The following is a 21,300-nucleotide window of genomic DNA, read 5'->3' as shown; positions in this document are numbered from 1 at the left end:
CGCACGTACCACCGCACCCAGCGCATCACCCTCACGACCCTCATGACCCCACCCCCGCCATCGGCCGCGACTCGACATACGGCGCCTCGGTCGTCGGCAGTGGCTCAGGGGCCCGCACGGCCCGCACGCAGACCACCGCGCAGTTGACCAGGACCGTGAGGACCAGCAGCAGGAAGACCGCCATGAGGACGCCGTCGACGGTGTTGTTGAGGACGATGGTGTGCATGTCGTCCATGCCCGTGGCGCCCGGCAGGAGCTGACCGTCCTCGATGGCCTGCGCGTATTTGTCGCGCAGGGCGAAGAAGCCGATCGCCGGGTCGTCCGAGAAGATCTTCTGCCAGCCGGCGGTGAAGGTGACGGCCACGTCCCAGGCGAGCGGGATGCCGGTGACCCAGGCCCAGCGCAGCTTGCCGGACTTGATCAGGACGGTGGTGGTGACGGCCAGGGCGACGGCGGCAAGGAGCTGGTTGGCGATGCCGAACAACGGGAACAGCTGCTTGATGCCGCCGAGCGGGTCGGTGACACCGGCGTAGAGGAAGTAGCCCCACGCGCCGACGACGAGGGCGCTGGTGATCCAGATGCCGGGCTTCCAGGTGACCCGGCCGATCGGCTTCCATACGTTGCCGAGCATGTCCTGGAGCATGAAGCGGCCGACACGGGTGCCGGCGTCCACCGTGGTGAGGATGAACAGTGCCTCGAACATGATCGCGAAGTGGTACCAGAAGGCCTTCATCCCGGCACCGCCGAACACCCCGGAGAAGATCTCGGACATGCCGACGGCGAGGGTGGGGGCGCCCCCTGAGCGGCCGACCAACGTCTCCTCCTCGACCGCCTTGGCCGCGGCCGTCAGCTGGTCCGGGGTGATGGTGAAGCCGAGGTTCTTCACCGCCTCGGCGGCGCTGTCCACGGTCGGGCCGAGCAGCGCGGCCGGGGAGTTCATGGCGTAGAACAGGCCCGGTTCGAGGACGCAGGCGGCGATCAGCGCCATGACGGCGACGAAGGACTCGGTGAGCATGGCGCCGTAGCCGATCAGACGGACCTGGGACTCCTTCTGGATCAGCTTGGGGGTGGTGCCGGAGGAGACCAGGGCGTGGAAGCCGGACAGGGCGCCGCAGGCGATGGTGATGAAGAGGAAGGGGAACAGCGACCCGGCGAAGACCGGTCCGGCGCCGGTCGAGGCGAAGTCCGTCACCGGCTCGGTCCTGAGGTTCGGGGCGGCGATCACCACACCGACGGCCATCAGGGCGATGGTGCCGACCTTCATGAAGGTCGAGAGGTAGTCGCGGGGCGCCAGCAGCATCCACACCGGCAGCACGGAGGCGACGAAGCCGTAGCCGACCAGGCAGAAGACCAGGGTCTCGGGGCTCCAGACGAAGTACTCGGCGAGTGCGGAGTCCTGGATCCAGCCGCCGCCGAGGATGGCGAGCAGCAGCAGGGCCACACCGATGAAGCTGGTCTCCACGACCCGGCCGGGCCGCAGATAGCGCAGGTAGAAGCCCATGAAGAGGGCGATCGGGATGGTCATGGAGACCGAGAAGGTGCCCCATGCCGACTCCGCCAGGGCGTTGACGACGACCATCGCGAGGACGGCGAGCAGGATGATCATGATGGCGAAGACGCCGATCAGCGCGGCGGCGCCGCCGACCCGGCCGATCTCGTCCCGGGCCATCTGGCCGAGGCTCTTGCCGTCCCGGCGCATGGACAGGAACAGCACGATCATGTCCTGCACCGCCCCGGCGAAGATCACGCCGGCGATGATCCAGACCGTGCCGGGCAGATAGCCCATCTGCGCGGCCAGCACCGGGCCGACCAGCGGTCCCGCGCCGGCGATCGCCGCGAAGTGGTGGCCGAACAGCACCCGCTTGTCGGTGGGGTGGTAGTCGACGCCGTCCTCCAGGCGTTCGGCGGGGGTGGCGCGGGTGTCGTCGACCTGGAGGACCCGGCGGGCGATGAAGCGGGAGTAGAAGCGGTAGGCGATCGCGTACGAGCCGAGGGCCGCGACGACCAGCCAGACGGCCGAGATCTCCTCGCCCCGGGACAGGGCGAGCACGGCCCAGCCGAGGGCGCCGACCATGGCTACGGCGGTCCAGATCGCCACGGACTTCGGCGACATTCGGGGCTTTTCCGGCGCCGAGCGACCGGATTCGGGCATGGCTGATACGGGCATGGCGGCTCCTGACCTGAACAGGCGGGAAGAGGATCTACGGCTCAGCGCTATGGATGTCGATCTCGGTCCGTCAGCGCGTACGCGGCGAACAGGCAGAGGCCGCACCCCGGCACCCAGACGAGCTGGTACCAGTAGAAGAACGGCGTCCCGGCCAGCCGCGGCTCGGCACCGGCGTACCAGGGGACCCACAGCAGACCCGCGGCGGGCGCGAGGAGCAGTACGGCGATCGCGACGCGCCGTAGCCGGTGATGACCGGTCCGTGCCATGACCTGCGCTCCTCTCCCGCTCGCTGTGGGTCTGTGCAAGAGTTGCCCACCCCCCGAGACCGGTTGACAGCGAACATCCGGGAAATTTGCCGCCGGTTCCGTGTCCTCCGTTCGGGCCGCCCGCGCAACTCTCGCGCGAGGGCACAGGCACACCAAGGACGGTGACCCATGGCCGATGGCGCCATGACCGCGACGTTTCTCGCCGTGATCGGCGGGGCGTCGCTGCTCGCCGTCACCGCGCGCCGTCTGCGCCCGAGCGGGAAGCTCCCGTCCCTGGAGGGCTGGGCGCTGGCCGATCGCAGCCTCGGCCCGGTGTGGACGTGGCTGCTGCTGGGCGGCACGATCTTCACCGCGTACACCTTCGCCGCGATACCGGGCCTGGCCTACGGCAACGGCGCGCCCGCCTTCTTCGCCGTGCCGTACACGGTGATCGTCTGCCCGCTGGCCTTCGTGCTGCTGAGCCGGCTGTGGAGCGTGGCCCGTCGGCACGGCTATGTCACCGCCGCCGACTTCGTGCGCGGTCGTTACGGCTCGCCGCCGCTGGCGCTGGTGGTCGCGCTGACCGGGATCCTCGCGACGATGCCGTATCTCGCGCTGCAACTGCTCGGGATCCGGGCGGTGCTCGCGGCCGGGGGTCTGTATCCGCGGGGCGCGGCCGGGGATCTGGTGATGGTGGCGCTGTTCGCGGGGCTGGCCGTCGCGACCTACCGGCACGGGCTGCGCGCCCCCACCGTGATCTCCGCGCTGAAGGCCGTCGCCGTCTTCGTGTCGCTGACCGCGGTGACCTGGCTGGTCCTCGAACGGCTCGGCGGCCCGGGTGCCGTCTTCGACGGCGCGGCCGAACGCCTCGGCGGCCCGGCGCTGCTCCTCACCCCCGAGCAGCAGCCCGCCTACGCCACCCTCGCCCTCGGCTCGGCGCTCGCCCTGCTGATGTACCCGCACGTCCTGACCGCCGGTTTCGCCGCCGACGGTCCGCGCACCCTGCGCAAGGTGGCCGTGGCCCTGCCCGCCTGGACGGGGCTGCTCGCCCTGTTCGGGTTCCTCGGTATCGCGGCGCTCGCGACCGGCGTACGTGCCCCGGAGGGCGGTGCCGAGGCGGCCGTACCGATGCTGGTCGACCGGCTGATGCCGGCGCCGCTGGCCGGGCTGGTGTTCGGCGCGATCACCGTGGGGGCGCTGGTCCCGGCGGCGGTGATGTCGATCGCGGCCGCCACCAGCTTCGTACGCAACGTGTATGTCGAGTACGTCCATCCGACGGCCACCCCGAAGCGGCAGGTCCGCATCGCCAAGGCGGTGTCGCTGACCGCGAAGGTGGGCGCGGTGGCCTTCGTGTTCGGGCTGCGCGACCAGGACGCCATCAACCTCCAACTGCTCGGCGGGGTCTGGATCCTGCAGATCTTCCCGGCCGTCGCGGTAGGGCTGTACACCGCGCGGCTGCATCCGCGGGCGCTGCTCGCCGGGTGGGGCGTGGGCATGGTCGGCGGGACCTTCATGGTCGTACGGGAGGGCTTCTCGTCGATCGTGGCGCTGGGCCCGGGGCCGGAGATCTACGCCGGGCTCGCCGCGCTGTTCCTCAATCTGACCGTCGCCGTGGCGGGGACCGCGGTGCTCGAACGCCTGGGCGTCCCGCGCGGCGCCGATCTGACCGACCTGCCGTCGCGCCCAGGCGTCGGCAGGCGCCCCGAGACGGGAGCGAACAACCCGTGAGACAGCACCTGAGACCGGAAGCGGCGATCGCCCTCACCCCGGCGGTGAGCGACCCGGCGGACGTGGAACGCGAGGCCGGTCTGGCCCGGCTGTTCGAGCTGCACTACTCCTCGATGCTGCGTCTCGCGGTCCTGCTCGGGGCCGACGACCCGGAGAACGTGGTCGCCGAGGCCTACTACCAGATCTACCGGAAGTGGCGGCGCCTGCGGGACACCGAGGCGGCGGAGGCGTATCTGCGCTCCACCGTGTGCAATCTGACGCGGATGCGGATACGGCATCTCCAGGTCGCCCGCAAGCATGTCGAGAAGCCGACACCGGACGAGGTCGTCGCCTCCGCCGAGAGCACCGCGCTGCTCCGCGACGACCAGCGCGTCCTGATCGGCGCGCTCCAGCAACTGCCCGCCCGGCAGCGCGAGGCGCTGGTGCTGCGGCACTGGCTCGGGCTGAAGGAGAGCGAGATCGCCGCGGCGATGGGGATCTCCTGCGGCTCCGTCAAAACCCATACGGCACGCGGCCTCGCCGCCCTGACCCAGGCGATGGAGGCCCGGCGATGACGCATCGAGATGCGACTCCGTCGCGTGGCACCAGCCCGGACCGTACCGAGCAGGAACTGCGCGAGGCGCTCGCGGCGCTGGCCGACGGGGTGCAGCCCCCTCCGGACGCCTATCGCACCGCGCGCGGCGAATGGCTGCGCCGGGAGCGCCGGCGCCGGCTGGTCCTCGCCGTCCTCATCACCGTCGTATTCGCGCTGGCCACGCTGATCGGGCTGTGGGTGCTGAACCAGACCCCGTCCGACCCCGGCGTCATCTTCTCCGGCACCGGGTCCCCGGCGAGCGCGTCACTCCCCCGGCCCCAGCCCTGATTGGCCCACCGGCCCTCGGGGAACCCGCACTTCGTGCAGCAGCGCATCGAGGACTACGCCCTGATCAGTGACGAGCAGACGGCCGCCCTCATCGGCAGGGACGGTTCCGTCGACTGGCTGTGTCTGCCCCGGTTCGACTCGGCGGCCTGCTTCGCCAAACTCCTCGGCGACAAGGACAACGGCCACTGGCGCATCGCCCCCAAGCACGCCAAGGGCCCCTGCACGCGCCGCGCCTACCGCCCGGACACGCTGGTCCTCGACACCGAGTGGGAGACCGACGACGGCGCGATCCGCGTCACCGATCTGATGCCCCAACGCGACGTCGCCCCCGACCTTGTGCGCATCGTGGAGGGACTCCACGGCCATGTCACCGTGCGCAGCACCCTGCGGATCCGCTTCGACTACGGCTCGATCGTGCCCTGGGTGCGCCAGTCGCACGGCCATCGGGTGGCCGTCGCAGGACCGGACTCGGTCTGGCTGCGCAGCGAGCCCGAGGTGCGCACCTGGGGCGAGGACTTCGGTACGCACGCGGAGTTCACCGTGAAGAAGGGCGAGAAGGTCGCCTTCGTCCTCACCTGGCACCCCTCGCACGAGCCGCGCCCGCCGCTCATCGACCCGTACAAGGCGCTGCACGGCAGCGTCCGGGACTGGCGCAAGTGGGTGGGGCACTGCCCCTACGACGGCCCGTACCGCGACACCGTCATCCGCTCCCTGATCACCCTGAAGGCCCTCACCTACCGGCCGACCGGCGGCATCGTCGCCGCCCCCACCACCTCGCTCCCCGAGGAGCTGGGCGGCGTCCGCAACTGGGACTACCGCTACTGCTGGCTGCGCGACTCCACCCTCACCCTGAACGTCGGTCTGTCGGCGGGCTATCGCAAGGAGGCCGAGGCCTGGCGGGACTGGCTGGTGCGCGCGGTCGCCGGTGACCCGGCCGATCTGCAGATCATGTACGGCCTGGCGGGCGAGCGGCGGCTGCCCGAGTTCGAGGTGCCGTGGCTGTCCGGCTACGACGGCTCCGCACCGGTACGCATCGGCAACCTGGCCGTGCAGCAGCTCCAGTTGGACGTGTACGGCGAGGTCATGGACACCCTCGCGCTGGCCCGGGACGCGGGCCTGCCCACCAAGCCCCACATGTGGGCGATCCAGGTCGCCCTCATCGAGTGGCTGCGCTCGGCGTGGCGGCAGCCCGACGAGGGGCTGTGGGAGGTGCGCGGCGGGCGCCGGCACTTCGTGCACTCGAAGGTCATGGTGTGGGTGGCCGCGGACCGGGCCGTGCGCGCCCTGGAGCGGTACCCGCAGCTGAAGGGCGACCTCGAAGGCTGGCGGGAGATGCGTGACGAGGTGCACCGCGAGGTGTGCGAGAAGGGCTACGACGCCGAGCGGGGCACCTTCACCCAGTCCTACGGCTCCCGTGAACTCGACGCCGCGCTGCTGCTGATCCCGCGCGTCGGCTTCCTGCCGCCGGACGACCCGCGCGTCATCGGCACCATCGACGCGATCCGCGCCGAGCTCAGCCATGAGGGCTTCCTGCGCCGCTACAGCACCGAGGGCACGGCCGTCGACGGGCTGCCGGGCGACGAGGGCACCTTTCTGGCCTGCTCGTTCTGGCTCGCGGAGGCCCTGCACATGACGGGCCGTACGCGGGAGGCCCGGGAGTTGTTCGACCGGCTGGTCGGGCTCACCAACGACGTGGGCCTGCTGTCGGAGGAGTACGACCCCGTCTCCGGCCGTCACCTCGGCAACTTCCCGCAGGCCTTCAGCCACATCGGTCTCGTCAACACCGCCCTCGCCCTGTACGGGCGGCACGGGGCAGGATAGGGGCCATGGATCTTGGACTGAAGGACCGGGTGTACGTCGTCACGGGGGCCACCCGTGGCCTGGGCAAGGCGGCGGCGCGTGAGCTGGTGGCCGACGGGGCGAAGGTCGTGGTGACCGGCCGGGACGAGAAGCGGGTGGCCGCCGCCGCGGCCGAACTGGGGCCGAACGCCGTCGGGGTGGCCGTCGACAACGCCGAGCCGGACGCCCCGGCCCGGCTCGTCGCCGCCGCCCGCGAGGCCTTCGGCGGCTTCGACGGCATTCTGGTGAGCGTGGGCGGGCCGCCCGCAGGGTTCGCCGCGGACAACACGGACGAGCAGTGGCAGTCCGCGTTCGAGTCGGTGTTCCTGGGCGCGGTACGGCTGGCGCGGGCTGCGGCGGCCGAGCTCGACGAGGGCGGGGTCATCGCCTTCGTCCTGTCGGCGTCGGTGCACGAGCCGATTCCAGGCCTGACCATTTCGAACGGGCTGCGGCCCGGGCTCGCCGGGTTCGCGAAGTCCCTCGCGGACGAGCTGGGCCCGCGGGGCATCCGGGTCGTCGGGCTGCTGCCGGCCCGGATCGACACGGATCGGGTACGGGAGCTGGACGGGATGTCGGCGGACCCGGAGGCGACGCGGGCGGCGCACGAGGCGCGGATTCCGCTACGGCGTTACGGCAGGCCGGAGGAGTTCGGGCGCGCGGCGGCGTTCTTTCTGTCTCCCGCGGCTTCCTATCTCACGGGGGTCATGCTGCCTGTGGACGGCGGCTCCCGGCACGGGTTCTGAGAGTCAACTGACCCTTTCCGCCCCGTGTTTGACGCCCTTGAGGCGGACCTCGGCCGGCAATGACGCCAGCCCCGCCGAAGTGCGGGCGTGGGCCAGGGCCTGGTCGGTGAGGTCGTTCAACGCCGTCCCCGGGTCCACGTGCGGTCGCAGCAGGAGCCGTACCCGGCTCTGCGGGGTGCTGCGCCTGCCGGTCAGATGGACGTGGGCGCGTTCGACGCCGTCCAGGCCTGCCGCCTCGCCCGCCAGGACGCCCTCCAGGGCCCGGCCCCGCAGCAGGGCGCCCTCGCCGTCGCCGGTGTCGACCAGGACCTCGGCGAGGCGGCGCCGGCGCAGATTCGCGGTCAGCCACCACAGGGCGAGCAGCAGCAGGACGGCGAGGACCGCGATGACCGTCGGCCACCACCAGCCATCGTCCCGCCAGCGGGTGCGCTCGGCGTCGCTGAGCAGGACGTCGTGCCGGTCGTCGTGGATCCACCAGGACGGGGCCGGGGCGCCCAGGCCCACGGCGAGCACCGAGCCGCCGATCACCAGCAGCACCAGTCCGAGGAGCCCGATCAGCACCCGGTTGACGACCCTGAGCACGGCCCTCACCCCTTCCGTCCGATCCGGCGTACATGCACCGACAGCGCGGGCGGGCGGGCCAGGCCCAGTCCCCTGATCGCGTCGGCGAGGGTGGCGTCCAGGTCGGCGCGTACGTCGTCCAGGTCGCGGAAGTGGGAGACCGCGCGGACATCGGCCTTGGCCCGGCCCATCCGGACCCGGACCGACTGGACGCCGGAGATCTCCATGGCCCGGTCACGCAGGACCAGGGCGGCCAGGTCTCGGTGGAGTCCGGCGCGTACATCGGTGTGGGTGCGCCGCATCGGCAGGACCTGGCGCAGTCCGGGGGTGACGGCCAGGACGAGCAGCCACAGGCCCAGGGCGGCGGCGACGCCCGCGCCGATCAGCACCCAGATGTCGTCGAGGGGGCGCTCGGCGAGCTGGTGCGCCAGTTCCCGGCGCCAGGCCATCGGGGGTCGGTCGGCGCGCACCGAGGCGATGTCGTACAGGAAGACGCCCGCGAGGAACATCAGCACCAGCGCCGTGATCGAGGCCGGGATGCGGCGCGCCGACCAGAAGCGGCCCTCGCGGCCGCCCTCGCCGTCGAGTGCGGGCGGCGGATCGAAGTCCGCCGCCGAGGCCGACTGGTCGAGGGGGTCGGCGGGGCCGGTCTCCTTCTCCAGGACCGTGAGTCGTTGAGTGGTGCCCTCCGACCCCTCGGACTCGCTCATTGCGTCCTCCCGCCCTCTGCGGGTGCCGGGTGCAGCCGCTCCACCTGCACGGCGACCTCCGGCACCTCCATGCCCACCAACGCGCCTACCCGTTCCACGACCCGCCGACGCACGGCGGCGCATCGGGAACCGATGTCGGTGGGGTAGTCGAGCTCGACATGGACGCGGACCCGGGCGGCGTCGACGGTGGTGCCCTCGACGGACTGGGGGCGGACCACGACATGGGCGTAGGGCCGCGCGGCGTCCTTGGGCAGCCGGCCCACCGCCTCGCGGGCCGCCTGTGAGGCGATCTTGGTGACGACCCGGTCGGCGATCCGGGTGGCCCCGCGCTCTCCGGGCGGGACGACGGCGGGCGCTGTGCCGGGTTCCGCGGCCTCCGCGCTCACGGATGTCACCGCCGGTCGCGTCGGCCGTCACGCCGGCGGAAGAAGTCGCCGAGCTCGTAGTCGCCCTCCAGGAACCGGCCGACGCCGAACCCGACGGCGCCCAGCACCGCGACCAGCAGGAAGGCGCCGAACCCGCCGAAGTACCCGGCGAAGCCCAACGCCATGCCGACGATCATGCCGATCACGGCCATGCCCATGGTGCCCTCCGTTCAGGTTGCCGGTGCCGTCACTGGATCCGGGGCTGCTCCGGCTCTTCTTCCTCTTCCTCGGGCAGCTTCACATCACTCACCGCGATGTTGACCTCGACGACCTCCAGGCCCGTCATCCGCTCGACGCCGGCGATCACGTTCTCCCGTACGGCCCGGGCCACATCGGCGATGGACACGCCGTAGTCGACGACGATCTCCAGGTCGAGCGCGGTCTGCACCTCGCCGACCTCGGCCTTGACGCCTCGGGTCACGGATTTCGACGTGCCGGGCACCCGTTCCCGTACGGCGCCGAAGGTGCGGCTGATCCCGCTGCCCATCGCGTGCACACCGACCACGTCGCGTGCCGCGAGTCCGGCGATCTTCTCCACGACGCCGTCGGCGATGGTGGTACGTCCACGGCTCGCCGGATCGCCGCCGCCGCGCTTGGTGGTCCTGCGTGACGGCGCCACCGTCTCCTCAGGGTTCTGCGTCCGGTTCTGCTCCGTTTCGGTCATCGCCGTACGTCCCTTCGGTTTGTCGTTCCTTCGACCACCGTAAGTGCGGTTGCCCCGCGGCGCCCCGGGGATGGGGCAGGCTGGAGGAATGACTACGGCGGACCGGTGGACTGGACAAGGGGGGCGGCGCGCAGCGCCTTCGAATAGGGCGGCGGTGGGTGACGGGCGGGCGATCCGGAACCAGGTGGGGCTCGGCAGGCTGCTGCCGCTGGGCGGCGCGCGGGACGGTGCGTGGATCTCCGAGGGGGCGGCCGAGGCGGTGCTGCGGCGTGCGGCCGGGGGCATGCGCGGGGTACGTCTGGACGCGCTGCGGATCGCGCTCACCGATCCGGAGGACGCCCACGAGGCGGCCGTACCGCCGCCGCCCAGCGCCCTGCCGCCGGGCCCGCTGCGGGTGTCGGCCGACTTCGCGGCGACGGCGGCCGAGCCGCTGCCGACGACGGCCGACCGGCTGCGCGCGCTGCTGACCACGGCGGCGACGGAACGTCTCGGCCTGACGGTGACCGAGGTGGACCTACGGGTGACGGCCCTGCTCGATGAGGACGCCGAGCCGGATTCCGTACGGCCGCCGGAGCCGGCGCGTGCCGCCGAGCCCGCGCACGCCGACGAGGAGCGTGTCGCCGCCGCGGCCCTGGCGGTGCCCGGGGTGGAGCGACTGACCGCCGCTCTGGGCGGGTTGGGGCAGGCGGTGCACATCGAGAAGCGGCAGGGCACGGCCGCCTTGCCGCACCGGCATGTGCGGGTGGAGATCGCGGTGCGCGCGGACCACCGGGCGCTGGATGTGGCCCGGGAGGTCCGTAAGAGGGTGCGCGCGGCCATGCCGGATCATCCGACGGTGGCGGTCCTGGTGACGGCCGTCGGCTGAGGCGGCGCCTACGTCACTCTCCGAGGCCGGCCAGGTCCCGCAGCCGACGCGCCTGCGCGGCCCGCTCGGCACCGCGCTGCTCGTCGTAGGTGCGGTCCACGGCACCACGAATCAGCGCCTTGGTCTCGATGACCGCGTCGCGCGGCGCGGCGACGATCGCCCCCGCCAGGTCCCGTACGGCGTCGTCGAGCTGGTCGGCGGGCACCGCGAGGTTGGCGAGGCCGCTGCTCACGGCCTCCTCGGCCAGCACGGAGCGGCCCGTGACGCAGATCTCCAGCGCACGGCCGTAGCCGACCAGGCCGACGAGCGGATGCGTGCCCGTCAGGTCGGGCACAAGCCCGAGGCTGGTCTCGCGCATGGCGAACTGCACGTCGTCGGCGACGACGCGCACGTCACAGGCGAGCGCGAGCTGGAAGCCCGCCCCGATGGCATGGCCCTGTACGGCGGCGATCGACACGAGGTCGTTGCGCCGCCACCAGGTGAAGCCGTCCTGGAACTCGGCGATGGCAGCGTCGAGTTCACCGTCGCTGCTGCGCGCGAGGTCGATGAAGGACGGCTCGCCCTCGATTCCCTCAGGCGTGAACATCTGCCGGTCGAGGCCGGCGGAGAAGGATTTCCCCTCACCGCGCAGCACGACGACCCGCACATTGCCCGGCAGAACCCGCCCGGCCTCCGCGAGCGTCCGCCACATGGCGGGGCTCTGCGCATTGCGCTTGGCCGGGTTGTTCAGCGTCACCGTGGCGATCGCGCCGTCGACGGTGAGCCGTACGCCGTTCTTGTCGAGCAGGGGAGCGAGGTCCTGGTCGGGCGAAGCCATGGGGTGCCTCCGATGCGTGCGGTCATCCTGGGGATGCCGGAGAGGCATCCTCTAAGTGACTGCACAGTAACCACCCGGTCGATCAGACGACCGACCGGGTGGCCACCATCGAAGCCGATGGGCCGCCCGGGCTCAGGACGAAGCGGCCTTCTTGCCCCGCGTCGCCCCGCCACGCCCACGAAGCGTGACGCCCGATTCGCTGAGCATCCGGTGTACGAAGCCATACGAGCGGCCGGTCTCTTCGGCCAGCGCCCGAATGCTCGCACCGGAGTCGTACTTCTTCTTCAGGTCTGCCGCGAGCTTGTCGCGCGCGGCGCCGGTTACCCGGCTGCCCTTCTTCAGAGTCTCGGCCACCCGTGCCTCCTCATGGGAAGTGCGCTCTGGTCTCCTCATGATCACCCCTCCGGGCCTTCATGGCCACCCATTCGGCAAGGTCCGTGAGACATGGTTTTGACGACAGGAGCACATCCCCACAAGCGGAATTGCAAATTCCACCATCTGCTGTCCGTACGGCCGAACGGGTTCTTTTACGAACCCCCAGGTCAGAGCAGCACGACGGCCGAGCCCTTGTCGATAAAGGACTCGGCCGCGAATTCGATGTAGCACACACCTCGGTACGAGGAGATCTCACACAGATGATGGATCACCGATGGGCCGAATGATCCATAGCCTGTTGATCACGCATTCGATCAAGCGAGGGCGACGAGATCCGCGTAATCGGCGCCCCACAGATCCTCGACACCGTCCGGAAGCAGAATGATCCGCTCCGGCTGGAGCGCCTCGACGGCGCCCTCGTCGTGGGTGACGAGGACGACGGCGCCCTTGTAGGTGCGCAGCGCGCCGAGGATCTCCTCGCGGCTGGCCGGGTCGAGGTTGTTGGTGGGCTCGTCGAGGAGGAGGACGTTCGCCGACGACACCACCAGGGTGGCGAGGGCGAGACGGGTCTTCTCGCCGCCGGAGAGGACACCGGCGGGCTTGTCGACGTCGTCGCCGGAGAACAGGAACGAACCGAGCACCTTGCGGACCTCGACGAGGTCCAGGTCGGGGGCGGACGAGCGCATGTTCTCCAGGACCGAGCGCTCCGGGTCGAGGGTCTCGTGCTCCTGGGCGTAGTAGCCGAGCTTGAGGCCGTGGCCCTCGATGACCTCGCCGGTGTCGGGCTTCTCTACGCCGCCGAGGAGGCGGAGCAGGGTGGTCTTGCCGGCGCCGTTCAGGCCGAGGATGACGACTCTGGAGCCCTTGTCGATGGCCAGGTCGACGTCGGTGAAGATCTCCAGGGAGCCGTACGACTTCGACAGGCCCTCGGCGGTGAGTGGGGTCTTGCCGCACGGCGCGGGCTCGGGGAAGCGCAGCTTGGCGACCTTGTCGGAGGCGCGTACGGCCTCCAGGCCGGCGAGCAGCCGGTCGGCGCGCTTGGCCATGTTCTGCGCGGCGACCGTCTTGGTGGCCTTGGCGCGCATCTTGTCGGCCTGGGCGTTGAGCGCGGCGGCCTTCTTCTCGGCGTTCTGCCGCTCGCGCTTGCGGCGCTTCTCGTCGGCCTCGCGCTGCTGCTGGTAGAGCTTCCAGCCCATGTTGTAGATGTCGATCTGGGCGCGGTTGGCGTCCAGGTAGAACACCTTGTTGACGACCGTGTCGACGAGTTCGACATCGTGGGAGATCACGATGAAGCCGCCGCGGTAGGTCTTCAGGTAGTCCCGCAGCCAGACGATCGAGTCGGCGTCGAGGTGGTTCGTGGGCTCGTCGAGCAGCAGGGTGTCCGCGTCGGAGAACAGGATGCGGGCGAGCTCGATACGGCGGCGCTGACCGCCGGAGAGGGTGTGCAGCGGCTGGCCGAGCACCCGGTCGGGCAGGTTGAGCGCGGCGGCGATGGTGGCGGCCTCGGCCTCGGCGGAGTACCCGCCCTTGGTGAGGAACTCCGTCTCCTGGCGCTCGTACTGCTTGAGGGCCTTCTCGCGGGTGGCGCCCTGGCCGTTGGCGATGCGCTGTTCGTTCTCCCGCATCTTGCGGATCAGTACGTCGAGGCCGCGCGCGGACAGGACACGGTCGCGGGCGAGGACGTCGAGGTCGCCGGTGCGGGGGTCCTGCGGGAGGTAGCCGACCTCGCCGGAGCGGGTGATGGTGCCGCCGGCGGGGATGCCCTCGCCGGCGAGGCACTTGGTGAGGGTCGTCTTGCCGGCGCCGTTACGACCGACCAGGCCGATGCGGTCGCCCTTGGTGATGCGGAAGGACGCGGATTCGATGAGGACGCGCGCACCGGCGCGCAGCTCGATACCGGATGCGGAGATCACGGACAGACTCCAGGGCGGGGAAGGTGGCGGGTGGGCGGCTGAGGACGTTCCCGCTGTCTAATGCGCGAGGAGAATGGCCATGGGGCCAGTCTAACGGGGCCGTGCAACCACTTTTCCTGGGATCGGGTGTTCGGTTCGTCTCGTCCGCGCGTTGTCAGTGGCGGGTGCCAGACTGAGATTTCCGGCAATCCGGCCACGAGGGAGTGATCGGCATGGCAGGCACGAATCAGGGGCGTCCGAGCATCTACCCGACGCTGCTGTACGCGGACGCGAAGGCGGCGATCAGGCAGCTCACGGAGGCCTTCGGCTTCACGGAGCTGGCGGTCTACGAGACCGACGACGGCAAGGTGGGGCACGCCGAGCTGGCGCAGGGCAACGGCGCGGTGATGCTCGGCTCGAAGGGCACCGGCAGCGCCTTCGACAAGGTGATGAAGGACTCGGGCACGACCGGGGTGTACGTCGTCGTGGCGGACGTCGACGCACACCACCGGCGGGCCGTGGAGCAGGGCGCGGAGATCCTGATGCCCCCGACGGACCAGGACTACGGCTCACGGGACTACATGGCCCGCGACCTGGAGGGCAATGTGTGGAGCTTCGGCACGTACGCCCCCGAGATCAGAGGCTGAGCGCCGCTCCGGTTCAGCTCCCCCCGGTGTGCACCTGGAAGGCGGCGCGGCGGACGGCCTTCGCGAGGGCGGGGTCGGGGTGCGCGGCGGCGAGGGCGACCAGGACCTGAACGGTGCGCGGGTGTCCGACGGCGCGCACCTCGTCGAGGAGCGCGGGGACGGTCGGCTGGAGCGCGGATTCCAGGTGCCGTACGAGCATCGGGGCCTCGCCGTGGTCGGTGACGGCGGCGGCGGTGTCGACCCACAGCCAGGTGGCCTCGTCCCGGGTGAGCACCTCGTGGGCGTCCTCGGGGTCGACGCCGTCGTGCTCGGCGAGCCACAGCAGGGCGTACGGCCGCAGCGTCGGCTCGTCGACGACGGCACGTACGTCGGGCTCGGCGGGGGCGCCGACGACGCGCAGCGCCTCGAAGGCGAGGCCGCGCAGGAGGGCGTCGTCACCGCGGGCGGCGACCAGGAGTTCGGTGACGGCGCTGCCTACGGGGCGGGCGGCGAGCCAGGCGCGGTACTCGTCGCGGGCGGCGTTCGGGCGCAGCTGGGCGCAGCCGCGGAGCATGTCCTCGGCGGCCTGCTCGATGTTCCCGGCGGGGCTCTGGGCGGCGACGCAGATCTGCTCCAGCTTGACCCACACCGCCCAGCTGCCGAGCGGGGTCAGGGTGGCCTGTCCGTCGCCGCAGGTGAGGGCACCGACGGAGGCCAGGGCGTGCAGGGCCCAGTCGAGGAGCGGGGCGAGGGAGGGGTCCTCGGCGGCCGCGGGGACGGTGACCGGCTCGGGCCGGGGCCCGTAGGGGATCTCGCATCTCTCGGTGCGCAGCTCGGTGACCCGCTGCTCCAGCAGGTCCAGGAGCTGCTCCACGGGGACGGGCCCGGCGGACAGCTGGAGGAAGGACAGCACCTGGGGCAGCGCCGAGACGACGTCCGCCACGGCGCCGTGCCCGTGCTCCTCGGGCTCCGGATGGGCCAGCGACCAGGCGTCGAACAGGGCGACCCAGCCGCGCAGCACGGCGCTGTCGTCGCGGTCCCAGGCGCGCAGCCGCCAGCCGGGCCGGGCGGTGCCGCCGTGCACCTCGACGAGTCCGGCGAGCCGGGCGGTGTCCCAGTCGGCGCGCACCTGAGCCACGGTCAGGCCGAGGTCGCTCGCCGCCCGTTCGGCGGTCGCGTCGGAGAGGGTGCCCTTGCCGTCGGCGTTCGAGGCGTCACGGCCGGGGCGCAGGGCGGCGTCGGCCCAGTGGGCGACACGGGCCGCGGCGGCCAGACCGGAGCGAGCCATTCTGGCCAGCTCGGACCGGGCCGGTGTGCCTTCCGGGGGGCGGGGCGCGGGGCGGCGTGGGCGCCGCTGGTTCACAGCTCGGGGGGCGGCGGCCAGGGGTCGCGGGCGGACGAGTCGAAGCCTGGAGTCGCGCGGGATACGGGACGTCACGGGTGCAGTCTTCCGGTTGACGGTCCGAAAACCCAAACGGAATGTCACGAGGGGCGACGGGGATGGCCAACGCACGGGGTCCCGCGAGCGGCTGAGGGCCGAGAACAGGCCAGTGGTACGGGCTTAAACGGAATCTGTGGGACCGGTGCGGAAGGGGGTGTCGGCGGGCCGGCGGCCGAGGCGGTCGGCGAAGGTCACATCAGCGGGGTCATGAAGCGCCGCAGGGATTCCTCGTAGGCCTCGGGGTCGGCGTTCCACATGCCCGCGTGCGGGGCCCGGTCGACCGGCTGGAGGGTCACCAGGTTGGGGTGGGCGTCGGCCAGGCGGCGGGAGAGGGCCCAGGGGGCGACCCGGTCGTCGGGCCCGTGGAAGATCAGGGTCGGCACCGTGAGGTCGTCCAGGGCGTCGGCGGTGCGGTCGGGGCTCATGCCGGTGCGGCCCTGTGCCGCGCGGACCGCGAGCGGCAGCAGCGCGCTCGGCGTGTGGCGGGCCGAGGCGAGGGCGCGGAGCGTGGTCTCCCAGCTGAGGACCGGGGAGTCCAGGACGAGGCCGGAGACCCGGTCGCGCAGCCCCGAGTGCTGGGCGGCCCGTAGCGCCATGGTCGCGCCGGTGGACCAGCCGAGCAGGACGAGTTGCTCGGCGCCGTACCGCACGGCGTAGCGCATCGCCGCGTCCAGGTCGCGCCACTCGGTCTCGCCGAGGTGGTTCAGGCCGTCCGGCGGGCGGGGCGCGCCGAGGTCGCCGCGGTAGGCGAGGGCGAGGACCGGGAAGTGACGGCGGTTGAGGAACCCCATGACGTTCATGGCCTGTTCGCGGGTGGTGCCGAGCCCGTGCACCGCGATGACCCAGGTGTCGCGCGCTCCGGGGACGAACCAGGCGGGCAGGGAACCGAGTTCGCCGGGGATGTCGATGTCGGCGTGGTCGAGGCCGAGGGCGGCGCTCGGGTTCCCGACGTACACGTTCGGGGTGAGCCAGACGCTGTCACCGGGCTGGAGTGTGCCGTGGGTGACGCGTTCGAGCCGTCGTACGACGGTGTCGGCGGAGTGGTTCGCCGTGGTGAGGACGGGCCCGATGACCGCGTGCGAGCCGTCGCCGGCGAGACCGTAGGTGCCGGGTCGCAGGGTGGCGAGGGCGCGGGTGAGCGCGATCTGGCCGGCGGCCGTGGCGTGCACGGTCAGCCGGGGCTCCGTGGGCAGGGGCCGGCCCGGGGGCGCCGTCAGCGCGGCGCCACTGGCGAACCGTCCGGCGGCGACGCCGACGGCGCCTGCGGCCAGGGCCACGGTGACGGCTGCGGCCGTCGCTTTGACAGTGCGCACGCATCCAGTGTCCGGGCGGATGGGGGGCGGGGCCAGTGGGAGGCCGCCATCGCCGCGAGGCCGGGCCGCCTTTCCCCGCCCCCTGCCCGACACTCACCCCTGCTGCCCGTACCCCCGCAGCCGCTCTCCCACCTCCGCCACCTGCCCCTCCGACAGCAGCGTCGGCGCGAGTCCCGGGACCGAGGACGCCGTGAGCCAGACCCGGCACATCCACTCCAGCTGGGCCGTACGGTCGTAGGCCTGGTCCAGCGTCGAGCCGTACGCGATCGTGCCGTGGTTGCGCAGGAGGCAGGCGGTGCGTTCGGTGAGAGCGCGGAGCATGTTCTCGGCCAACTCCTCGGTGCCGTACGTCGCATAGGGGGCGACCCGCACCGTTCCCCCCATCGCCGCGGCCATGTAATGGATCAGCGGAAGCTCCGGGACCAGGGTCGAAACGGCCGTCGCATGGACCGCGTGGGTGTGGACGACAGCGCCGGCGTCCGTCGCCCGGTAGATCGCCAGATGCATCGGCAGCTCACTGGTCGGCGTCAGCGCGCCGAGCACCCGCCGCCCGTCCAGGTCGACGCCCGTCACATCCTCCGCGGACAGCCGGTCGTACGGCACGCCCGACGGCGTGACCAGCACCGTCTCCCCCACCCGCACCGACACATTGCCCGATGTGCCGACGACCAGCCCCTCGGCCACCGTCCGCCGGGCCGTCGCCACCAGGGACTCCCAGGCCTCCGCCTCCTCGGGACGCGCACTTCTGCCCCACGGCTCCCCCACTTCCTGTGAGGCCTCCCGCGCATCCCGCTGATCCCGCCGCTCCTCAGCCATGGGCCGATCCTGCCAGCCGGACCCCGAACACAGCGTCAAGTCGCTGCCAGGCGCCCGCACTTTAGGGCGGAAGGCCGACGTCCGGAAGAGTGCAGAAGTGGAGATATCACCCACCTCCTGCCATTGGCCTGAGAACGATCGGCATTCAACGATCTTCCAGTAATCTCTGGGGGATTTGTCGTGCACGTCGCCATTCCGGGGGGAAATATGGCCCGTGATCACAAACCGACCCGAAACCGCTCACGTCACCGCTCCCGACTCATAGCCATATCCGTGGCGGCCCTCACCCTCAGCGGAACCGCTCTCGCCGAGATCCCGGCCGCCGCCGCGAGCAAGCCCAAGGGCCACGATGTCTCTTCCCACCAGAAGAACGTCAACTGGCAGAGCTCGAAGTCGAAGGGCGCCAAGTTCGTCTACGTCAAGGCGACCGAGTCCCACACCTACCGCAACCCGTACTTCGGCCAGCAGTACAACGGCGCCCGCAACGCCGGGCTGGTCCGCGGCGCGTACCACTTCGCCGTACCGAACAAGTCGTCGGGCACGACCCAGGCCGCGTACTTCGTGCGCAACGGCGGTGCCTGGCGGTCGGACGGCTGGACCCTGCCGCCCGCTCTCGACATCGAGTACAACCCGTACAGCAAGCACAAGTGCTACGGGCTGAGCAAGGCGAAGATGGTCAATTGGATCCAGTCCTTCAGCAACGAGGTGAAGCGACTGACCGGCCGCCGTCCGGTGATCTACACGACCACGCACTGGTGGAACAACTGCACCGGCGCCAGCCGCGCCTTCGCCTCCAGCCACGCGCTGTGGATAGCCCGCTACAACTCCTCGACGGCGGGTTCGATGCCGGCCGGGTGGCAGTTCTGGACCTTCTGGCAGTACGACAACGGCGGCAGTCTGCCGGGTGATCAAAATCTCTTCAACGGCTCGATGACCCAGCTGAGGAAGTTCGCCCGAGGCTACTAGCCGGGCCACGCCTGGGCCGTGCGGCGAGCGGTGGACCGAAGGTCTCTCCTTCCGGCGCTTCCGGACACCGTGCGGCCCCCCTCAGTTCACCTTTAGTTCACTCAGGTTACCTACGTTCGACCGGCCAATGACCTCGAACGATTGCCTGGGTAAATGGAAAACTTCTCGCTGATCCTCGCGATTGTGGTCGTAACCGCACTCGCGTTCGATTTCACGAACGGTTTCCACGACACCGCCAACGCGATGGCCACCACCATCTCGACCGGTGCGCTCAAGCCCAAGGTCGCGGTGGCCATGTCCGCCGTGCTGAACCTTGTAGGCGCCTTTCTCTCCGTGGAGGTCGCCAACACGATCTCCAAGGGTCTCGTCGACGAGACCGGCATCCGTCCCGAGGTCATCTTCGCCGCGCTGGTCGGCGCGATCCTCTGGAACCTGCTCACCTGGCTGGTGGGCCTGCCCTCCAGTTCCTCGCACGCCCTGATGGGCGGTCTGATCGGCGCCACCATCGCCTCGGCCGGCATCGGCGCCGTCCACGGCGACGCACTCGTCACCAAGGTGCTGATCCCGGCGATCGCCGCCCCGCTGGTCGCGGGCATCGCCGCGATGTTCGCCACGCGCCTGACCTACACGCTCGGCAAGAAGGCCGACGGCAAGGCCGCCGCCAAGGGCTACCGCACCGGTCAGATCGCCTCCGCCGGCCTGGTCTCGCTCGCCCACGGCACGAACGACGCGCAGAAGACGATGGGCATCATCACCCTCGCCCTGGTCGCCGGCGGCGCCGTCGCCCCCGACTCCGACCCGCCCATGTGGGTCATCCTCTCCGCGGGCCTGGCCATCGCGCTCGGCACCTACCTCGGCGGCTGGCGCATCATCCGCACCATGGGCAAGGGCCTGACCGACCTCCAGCCGCAGCAGGGCTTCGCCGCCCAGACCAGCGCCGCTACGGTCATCCTGGCCTCGTCCCACCTCGGCTTCTCCCTCTCCACCACCCACTCCGTCTCCGGTTCGGTGATGGGTGCCGGGCTCGGCCGCAAGGGCGGAGTCGTCCGCTGGTCGACGGCCACCCGGATGTTCGTCGCCTGGGGCCTCACCCTCCCGGCCGCCGCCCTGGTCGGCGCGCTCGCGGAGTATGTGACGGGCCTCGGCTCCTGGGGCACGGCCCTGGTCGCCGTCTTCCTGATCGCCTCCAGCGCCGCGATCTGGAAGCTCTCCCGCCGCGAGGTCGTCGACCACACCAACGTCAACGAGTCCGACGAGCCGGCCGGCGTGGTCACCACGGCCATCGCCGCCGTCACCCCGCCCCCGGCGGGCACGGCGACCGAGGAGCTGGCCGCGACGATCCCGGCCCCGCCGTCCACCGAGCCGGCACCCTCTCAGGCCACGGTCTGACCCCCTCCCAGTTCCCCCCTTCACTCACGAAAGAAGAACCATGAAGATCGACTGGGCAGCCCTCGGCTCCGTCTTCGGCGTCAGCCTCGTGGTCACCGTGGCCCTGGTGGGCCTCTTCACCCTCGGCATCACCGGCCTGTCCCGCCAGGAGAAGGCCTCGGCCCAGGGCGGGTCGGCCGGGCTCGCGGTCACCGGGGCGTATGCGTGCTTCGCGGCGTGTGCGGCGGCGGTGGCGTACGGGATCTATCTGATCGTGGCCTGACGCGGCTCTCGCCGACCGCTCACCGCCCTGCTCCTCCGTCTCGTGACGGTGGGGAGCAGGGCGGTTCGCTGTTCGCGTGCTCGGGAAATCCTCGGCTCAGCTGCACATAGCGGTCCCGCACCGTCCGGCACAGTCCGCTGACGAGTTCGAAGCCGCTGCCCTTCTGTGACATCAGTTGTCGGCCCCTTGCTGTTCTTTCGCCGGAAGCAGCAGAAATGACGCTTCATCGCACGCGGGCCACAGCGTGGCCGCAATGCTCTTCACGGCGGTTCACCGGAGAGACTGACCCAGCGGGAAACGGCTCTGCGGAAGATCCCTCAAGTGCTGGGGGCAGCAGCCCGGTGTGGGGTTCTCCACACTCCCCCACCGCAGGTCAACGGCAAGTTGACGCCCCTTCCAACCCCATGGTGGACTTCCGGGGCCAAGTACGGCGGCAGAAGAGGAAGCCGGTGTGAATCCGGCGCGGTCCCGCCACTGTCACCGGGGTAGTAAGCCCCGGGAGCCAGGAACTCTCGCCGCCGGTCTCGTCGAACCAGGGCGTGGACACCCTGAGTGAGGACATGACGCGATGCTCGCCTGCCGTTCGAGATGCAC

23 protein-coding genes and 1 riboswitch are annotated in these 21,300 nt (G+C 71.2%); of the genes, 10 read left to right on the top strand and 13 right to left on the bottom strand.

The window, feature by feature from the left end; genetic code table 11:
- Positions 1 to 40: 40 nt before the first annotated feature.
- Both IE325_RS17145 and IE325_RS17140 read right to left on the bottom strand, forming a co-directional pair.
- Positions 41 to 2,167 carry a carbon starvation CstA family protein gene (locus tag IE325_RS17145; protein WP_190070768.1) on the bottom strand — a complete coding sequence of 709 codons (2,127 nt, stop codon included), beginning with the start codon at positions 2,165 to 2,167 and terminating at the stop codon, positions 41 to 43.
- Between the two features lie 47 nt (positions 2,168 to 2,214).
- Positions 2,215 to 2,433: a DUF3311 domain-containing protein gene (locus IE325_RS17140; RefSeq protein ID WP_190070767.1), complete on the bottom strand. Its 219-nt coding sequence runs from the start codon at positions 2,431 to 2,433 to the stop codon at positions 2,215 to 2,217.
- Positions 2,434 to 2,601: 168 nt separating this feature from the next.
- On the opposite strand from IE325_RS17140, the gene IE325_RS17135 reads away from it, so the two are divergent.
- From IE325_RS17135 to IE325_RS17115, 5 genes are read left to right on the top strand one after another with little or no spacing between them, the layout of a single operon-like run.
- A complete protein-coding gene (locus IE325_RS17135; protein WP_190070766.1) occupies positions 2,602 to 4,140 on the top strand; it encodes a sodium:solute symporter family protein in 1,539 nt (512 codons plus the stop codon).
- On the top strand, positions 4,137 to 4,694 hold the full coding sequence (locus tag IE325_RS17130) for a sigma-70 family RNA polymerase sigma factor (RefSeq protein WP_229911843.1): 558 nt from the start codon (positions 4,137 to 4,139) through the stop codon (positions 4,692 to 4,694). Before IE325_RS17135 ends, IE325_RS17130 begins: the two co-directional genes overlap by 4 nt.
- Positions 4,691 to 5,002: a hypothetical protein gene (locus IE325_RS17125; RefSeq protein ID WP_190070765.1), complete on the top strand. Its 312-nt coding sequence runs from the start codon at positions 4,691 to 4,693 to the stop codon at positions 5,000 to 5,002. The genes IE325_RS17130 and IE325_RS17125 overlap by 4 nt, the downstream gene beginning before the upstream one ends.
- Positions 5,003 to 5,035: 33 nt before the next feature.
- Positions 5,036 to 6,823 (top strand): glycoside hydrolase family 15 protein, encoded by a 1,788-nt coding sequence (locus IE325_RS17120; RefSeq protein WP_190070764.1) that lies wholly within the window; start codon positions 5,036 to 5,038, stop codon positions 6,821 to 6,823.
- A 5-nt stretch (positions 6,824 to 6,828) separates the two neighbouring features.
- Positions 6,829 to 7,584, top strand: coding sequence for an SDR family oxidoreductase (locus tag IE325_RS17115; RefSeq protein ID WP_190070763.1), 756 nt, complete (start codon positions 6,829 to 6,831; stop codon positions 7,582 to 7,584).
- 3 nt (positions 7,585 to 7,587) lie between these two features.
- Here the strand turns inward: IE325_RS17115 and amaP are convergent, their stop codons facing one another.
- Genes amaP through IE325_RS17090 form a run of 5 tightly spaced genes read right to left on the bottom strand, consistent with a single transcriptional unit; the run spans position 7,588 to position 9,944 of the window.
- Positions 7,588 to 8,175 carry an alkaline shock response membrane anchor protein AmaP gene (gene amaP / locus IE325_RS17110; RefSeq protein ID WP_190070762.1) on the bottom strand — a complete coding sequence of 196 codons (588 nt, stop codon included), beginning with the start codon at positions 8,173 to 8,175 and terminating at the stop codon, positions 7,588 to 7,590.
- Entirely contained in the window at positions 8,172 to 8,855 is a 684-nt protein-coding gene (locus IE325_RS17105) for a DUF6286 domain-containing protein (protein WP_190070761.1), read from the bottom strand. The genes amaP and IE325_RS17105 overlap by 4 nt, the downstream gene beginning before the upstream one ends.
- Positions 8,852 to 9,250, bottom strand: a complete 399-nt coding sequence (locus IE325_RS17100) for an Asp23/Gls24 family envelope stress response protein (protein WP_190070760.1) — start codon at positions 9,248 to 9,250, stop codon at positions 8,852 to 8,854. Before IE325_RS17100 ends, IE325_RS17105 begins: the two co-directional genes overlap by 4 nt.
- Positions 9,247 to 9,438 carry a hypothetical protein gene (locus IE325_RS17095; RefSeq protein WP_190070759.1) on the bottom strand — a complete coding sequence of 64 codons (192 nt, stop codon included), beginning with the start codon at positions 9,436 to 9,438 and terminating at the stop codon, positions 9,247 to 9,249. Before IE325_RS17095 ends, IE325_RS17100 begins: the two co-directional genes overlap by 4 nt.
- Positions 9,439 to 9,467: 29 nt before the next feature.
- Complete coding sequence (locus tag IE325_RS17090; protein WP_190070758.1) at positions 9,468 to 9,944, bottom strand: Asp23/Gls24 family envelope stress response protein; 477 nt, start codon at positions 9,942 to 9,944, stop codon at positions 9,468 to 9,470.
- A 70-nt stretch (positions 9,945 to 10,014) separates the two neighbouring features.
- On the opposite strand from IE325_RS17090, the gene IE325_RS17085 reads away from it, so the two are divergent.
- Complete coding sequence (locus IE325_RS17085; protein ID WP_373315177.1) at positions 10,015 to 10,809, top strand: nucleopolyhedrovirus P10 family protein; 795 nt, start codon at positions 10,015 to 10,017, stop codon at positions 10,807 to 10,809.
- Positions 10,810 to 10,822: 13 nt separating this feature from the next.
- Here the strand turns inward: IE325_RS17085 and IE325_RS17080 are convergent, their stop codons facing one another.
- The 3 genes from IE325_RS17080 to IE325_RS17070 form a co-directional block, all read right to left on the bottom strand.
- Positions 10,823 to 11,626, bottom strand: coding sequence for an enoyl-CoA hydratase/isomerase family protein (locus tag IE325_RS17080; protein ID WP_190070757.1), 804 nt, complete (start codon positions 11,624 to 11,626; stop codon positions 10,823 to 10,825).
- Between the two features lie 132 nt (positions 11,627 to 11,758).
- Positions 11,759 to 11,980, bottom strand: a complete 222-nt coding sequence (locus tag IE325_RS17075; RefSeq protein WP_004002281.1) for a helix-turn-helix domain-containing protein — start codon at positions 11,978 to 11,980, stop codon at positions 11,759 to 11,761.
- A gap of 335 nt (positions 11,981 to 12,315) precedes the next feature.
- Positions 12,316 to 13,914, bottom strand: coding sequence for an ABC-F family ATP-binding cassette domain-containing protein (locus tag IE325_RS17070; protein ID WP_190070756.1), 1,599 nt, complete (start codon positions 13,912 to 13,914; stop codon positions 12,316 to 12,318).
- Between the two features lie 212 nt (positions 13,915 to 14,126).
- Here IE325_RS17070 and IE325_RS17065 point away from each other — a divergent pair, with 212 nt between their 5' ends.
- Positions 14,127 to 14,540 carry a VOC family protein gene (locus IE325_RS17065; RefSeq protein WP_190070755.1) on the top strand — a complete coding sequence of 138 codons (414 nt, stop codon included), beginning with the start codon at positions 14,127 to 14,129 and terminating at the stop codon, positions 14,538 to 14,540.
- A 13-nt stretch (positions 14,541 to 14,553) separates the two neighbouring features.
- Here IE325_RS17065 and IE325_RS17060 read toward each other — a convergent pair whose 3' ends face one another.
- The 3 genes from IE325_RS17060 to IE325_RS17050 all read right to left on the bottom strand — a co-directional run bounded on the left by IE325_RS17060 (position 14,554) and on the right by IE325_RS17050 (position 18,089).
- Complete coding sequence (locus tag IE325_RS17060; protein WP_190070754.1) at positions 14,554 to 15,957, bottom strand: hypothetical protein; 1,404 nt, start codon at positions 15,955 to 15,957, stop codon at positions 14,554 to 14,556.
- Between the two features lie 194 nt (positions 15,958 to 16,151).
- Positions 16,152 to 17,273 (bottom strand): alpha/beta hydrolase, encoded by a 1,122-nt coding sequence (locus IE325_RS17055; RefSeq protein WP_190070753.1) that lies wholly within the window; start codon positions 17,271 to 17,273, stop codon positions 16,152 to 16,154.
- A gap of 93 nt (positions 17,274 to 17,366) precedes the next feature.
- Positions 17,367 to 18,089 carry a class II aldolase/adducin family protein gene (locus tag IE325_RS17050; RefSeq protein ID WP_190070752.1) on the bottom strand — a complete coding sequence of 241 codons (723 nt, stop codon included), beginning with the start codon at positions 18,087 to 18,089 and terminating at the stop codon, positions 17,367 to 17,369.
- Between the two features lie 207 nt (positions 18,090 to 18,296).
- Here IE325_RS17050 and IE325_RS17045 point away from each other — a divergent pair, with 207 nt between their 5' ends.
- From IE325_RS17045 to IE325_RS17035, 3 genes are all read left to right on the top strand, one after another.
- Complete coding sequence (locus IE325_RS17045; protein WP_190070751.1) at positions 18,297 to 19,055, top strand: lysozyme; 759 nt, start codon at positions 18,297 to 18,299, stop codon at positions 19,053 to 19,055.
- Positions 19,056 to 19,208: 153 nt separating this feature from the next.
- Complete coding sequence (locus tag IE325_RS17040; RefSeq protein ID WP_190070750.1) at positions 19,209 to 20,444, top strand: inorganic phosphate transporter; 1,236 nt, start codon at positions 19,209 to 19,211, stop codon at positions 20,442 to 20,444.
- 40 nt (positions 20,445 to 20,484) lie between these two features.
- Positions 20,485 to 20,706, top strand: coding sequence for a hypothetical protein (locus IE325_RS17035; RefSeq protein ID WP_190070749.1), 222 nt, complete (start codon positions 20,485 to 20,487; stop codon positions 20,704 to 20,706).
- Between the two features lie 388 nt (positions 20,707 to 21,094).
- Positions 21,095 to 21,240, top strand: a riboswitch (cobalamin riboswitch).
- The last annotated feature ends 60 nt before the right edge of the window (positions 21,241 to 21,300 follow it).

Source organism: Streptomyces lanatus (assembly GCF_014655715.1).
Lineage (GTDB): Bacteria > Actinomycetota > Actinomycetes > Streptomycetales > Streptomycetaceae > Streptomyces > Streptomyces lanatus.
This window is presented reverse-complemented; position numbering and strand designations above follow the sequence as displayed.

Excerpts from the sequence above, each read along its gene's own strand:
- IE325_RS17045 (WP_190070751.1), top strand. The coding sequence starts at position 18,297 with ATGGCCCGTGATCACAAACCGACCCGAAACCGCTCACGTCACCGCTCC.
- IE325_RS17085 (WP_373315177.1), top strand. The coding sequence starts at position 10,015 with ATGGGGCAGGCTGGAGGAATGACTACGGCGGACCGGTGGACTGGACAA.
- IE325_RS17125 (WP_190070765.1), top strand. The coding sequence starts at position 4,691 with ATGACGCATCGAGATGCGACTCCGTCGCGTGGCACCAGCCCGGACCGT.
- IE325_RS17145 (WP_190070768.1), bottom strand. The coding sequence starts at position 2,167 with ATGCCCGTATCAGCCATGCCCGAATCCGGTCGCTCGGCGCCGGAAAAG.
- IE325_RS17065 (WP_190070755.1), top strand. The coding sequence starts at position 14,127 with ATGGCAGGCACGAATCAGGGGCGTCCGAGCATCTACCCGACGCTGCTG.
- IE325_RS17040 (WP_190070750.1), top strand. The coding sequence starts at position 19,209 with ATGGAAAACTTCTCGCTGATCCTCGCGATTGTGGTCGTAACCGCACTC.
- IE325_RS17050 (WP_190070752.1), bottom strand. The coding sequence starts at position 18,089 with ATGGCTGAGGAGCGGCGGGATCAGCGGGATGCGCGGGAGGCCTCACAG.
- IE325_RS17080 (WP_190070757.1), bottom strand. The coding sequence starts at position 11,626 with ATGGCTTCGCCCGACCAGGACCTCGCTCCCCTGCTCGACAAGAACGGC.
- IE325_RS17035 (WP_190070749.1), top strand. The coding sequence starts at position 20,485 with ATGAAGATCGACTGGGCAGCCCTCGGCTCCGTCTTCGGCGTCAGCCTC.
- IE325_RS17090 (WP_190070758.1), bottom strand. The coding sequence starts at position 9,944 with ATGACCGAAACGGAGCAGAACCGGACGCAGAACCCTGAGGAGACGGTG.
- IE325_RS17095 (WP_190070759.1), bottom strand. The coding sequence starts at position 9,438 with ATGGGCATGGCCGTGATCGGCATGATCGTCGGCATGGCGTTGGGCTTC.
- IE325_RS17105 (WP_190070761.1), bottom strand. The coding sequence starts at position 8,855 with ATGAGCGAGTCCGAGGGGTCGGAGGGCACCACTCAACGACTCACGGTC.
- IE325_RS17115 (WP_190070763.1), top strand. The coding sequence starts at position 6,829 with ATGGATCTTGGACTGAAGGACCGGGTGTACGTCGTCACGGGGGCCACC.
- IE325_RS17135 (WP_190070766.1), top strand. The coding sequence starts at position 2,602 with ATGGCCGATGGCGCCATGACCGCGACGTTTCTCGCCGTGATCGGCGGG.
- IE325_RS17140 (WP_190070767.1), bottom strand. The coding sequence starts at position 2,433 with ATGGCACGGACCGGTCATCACCGGCTACGGCGCGTCGCGATCGCCGTA.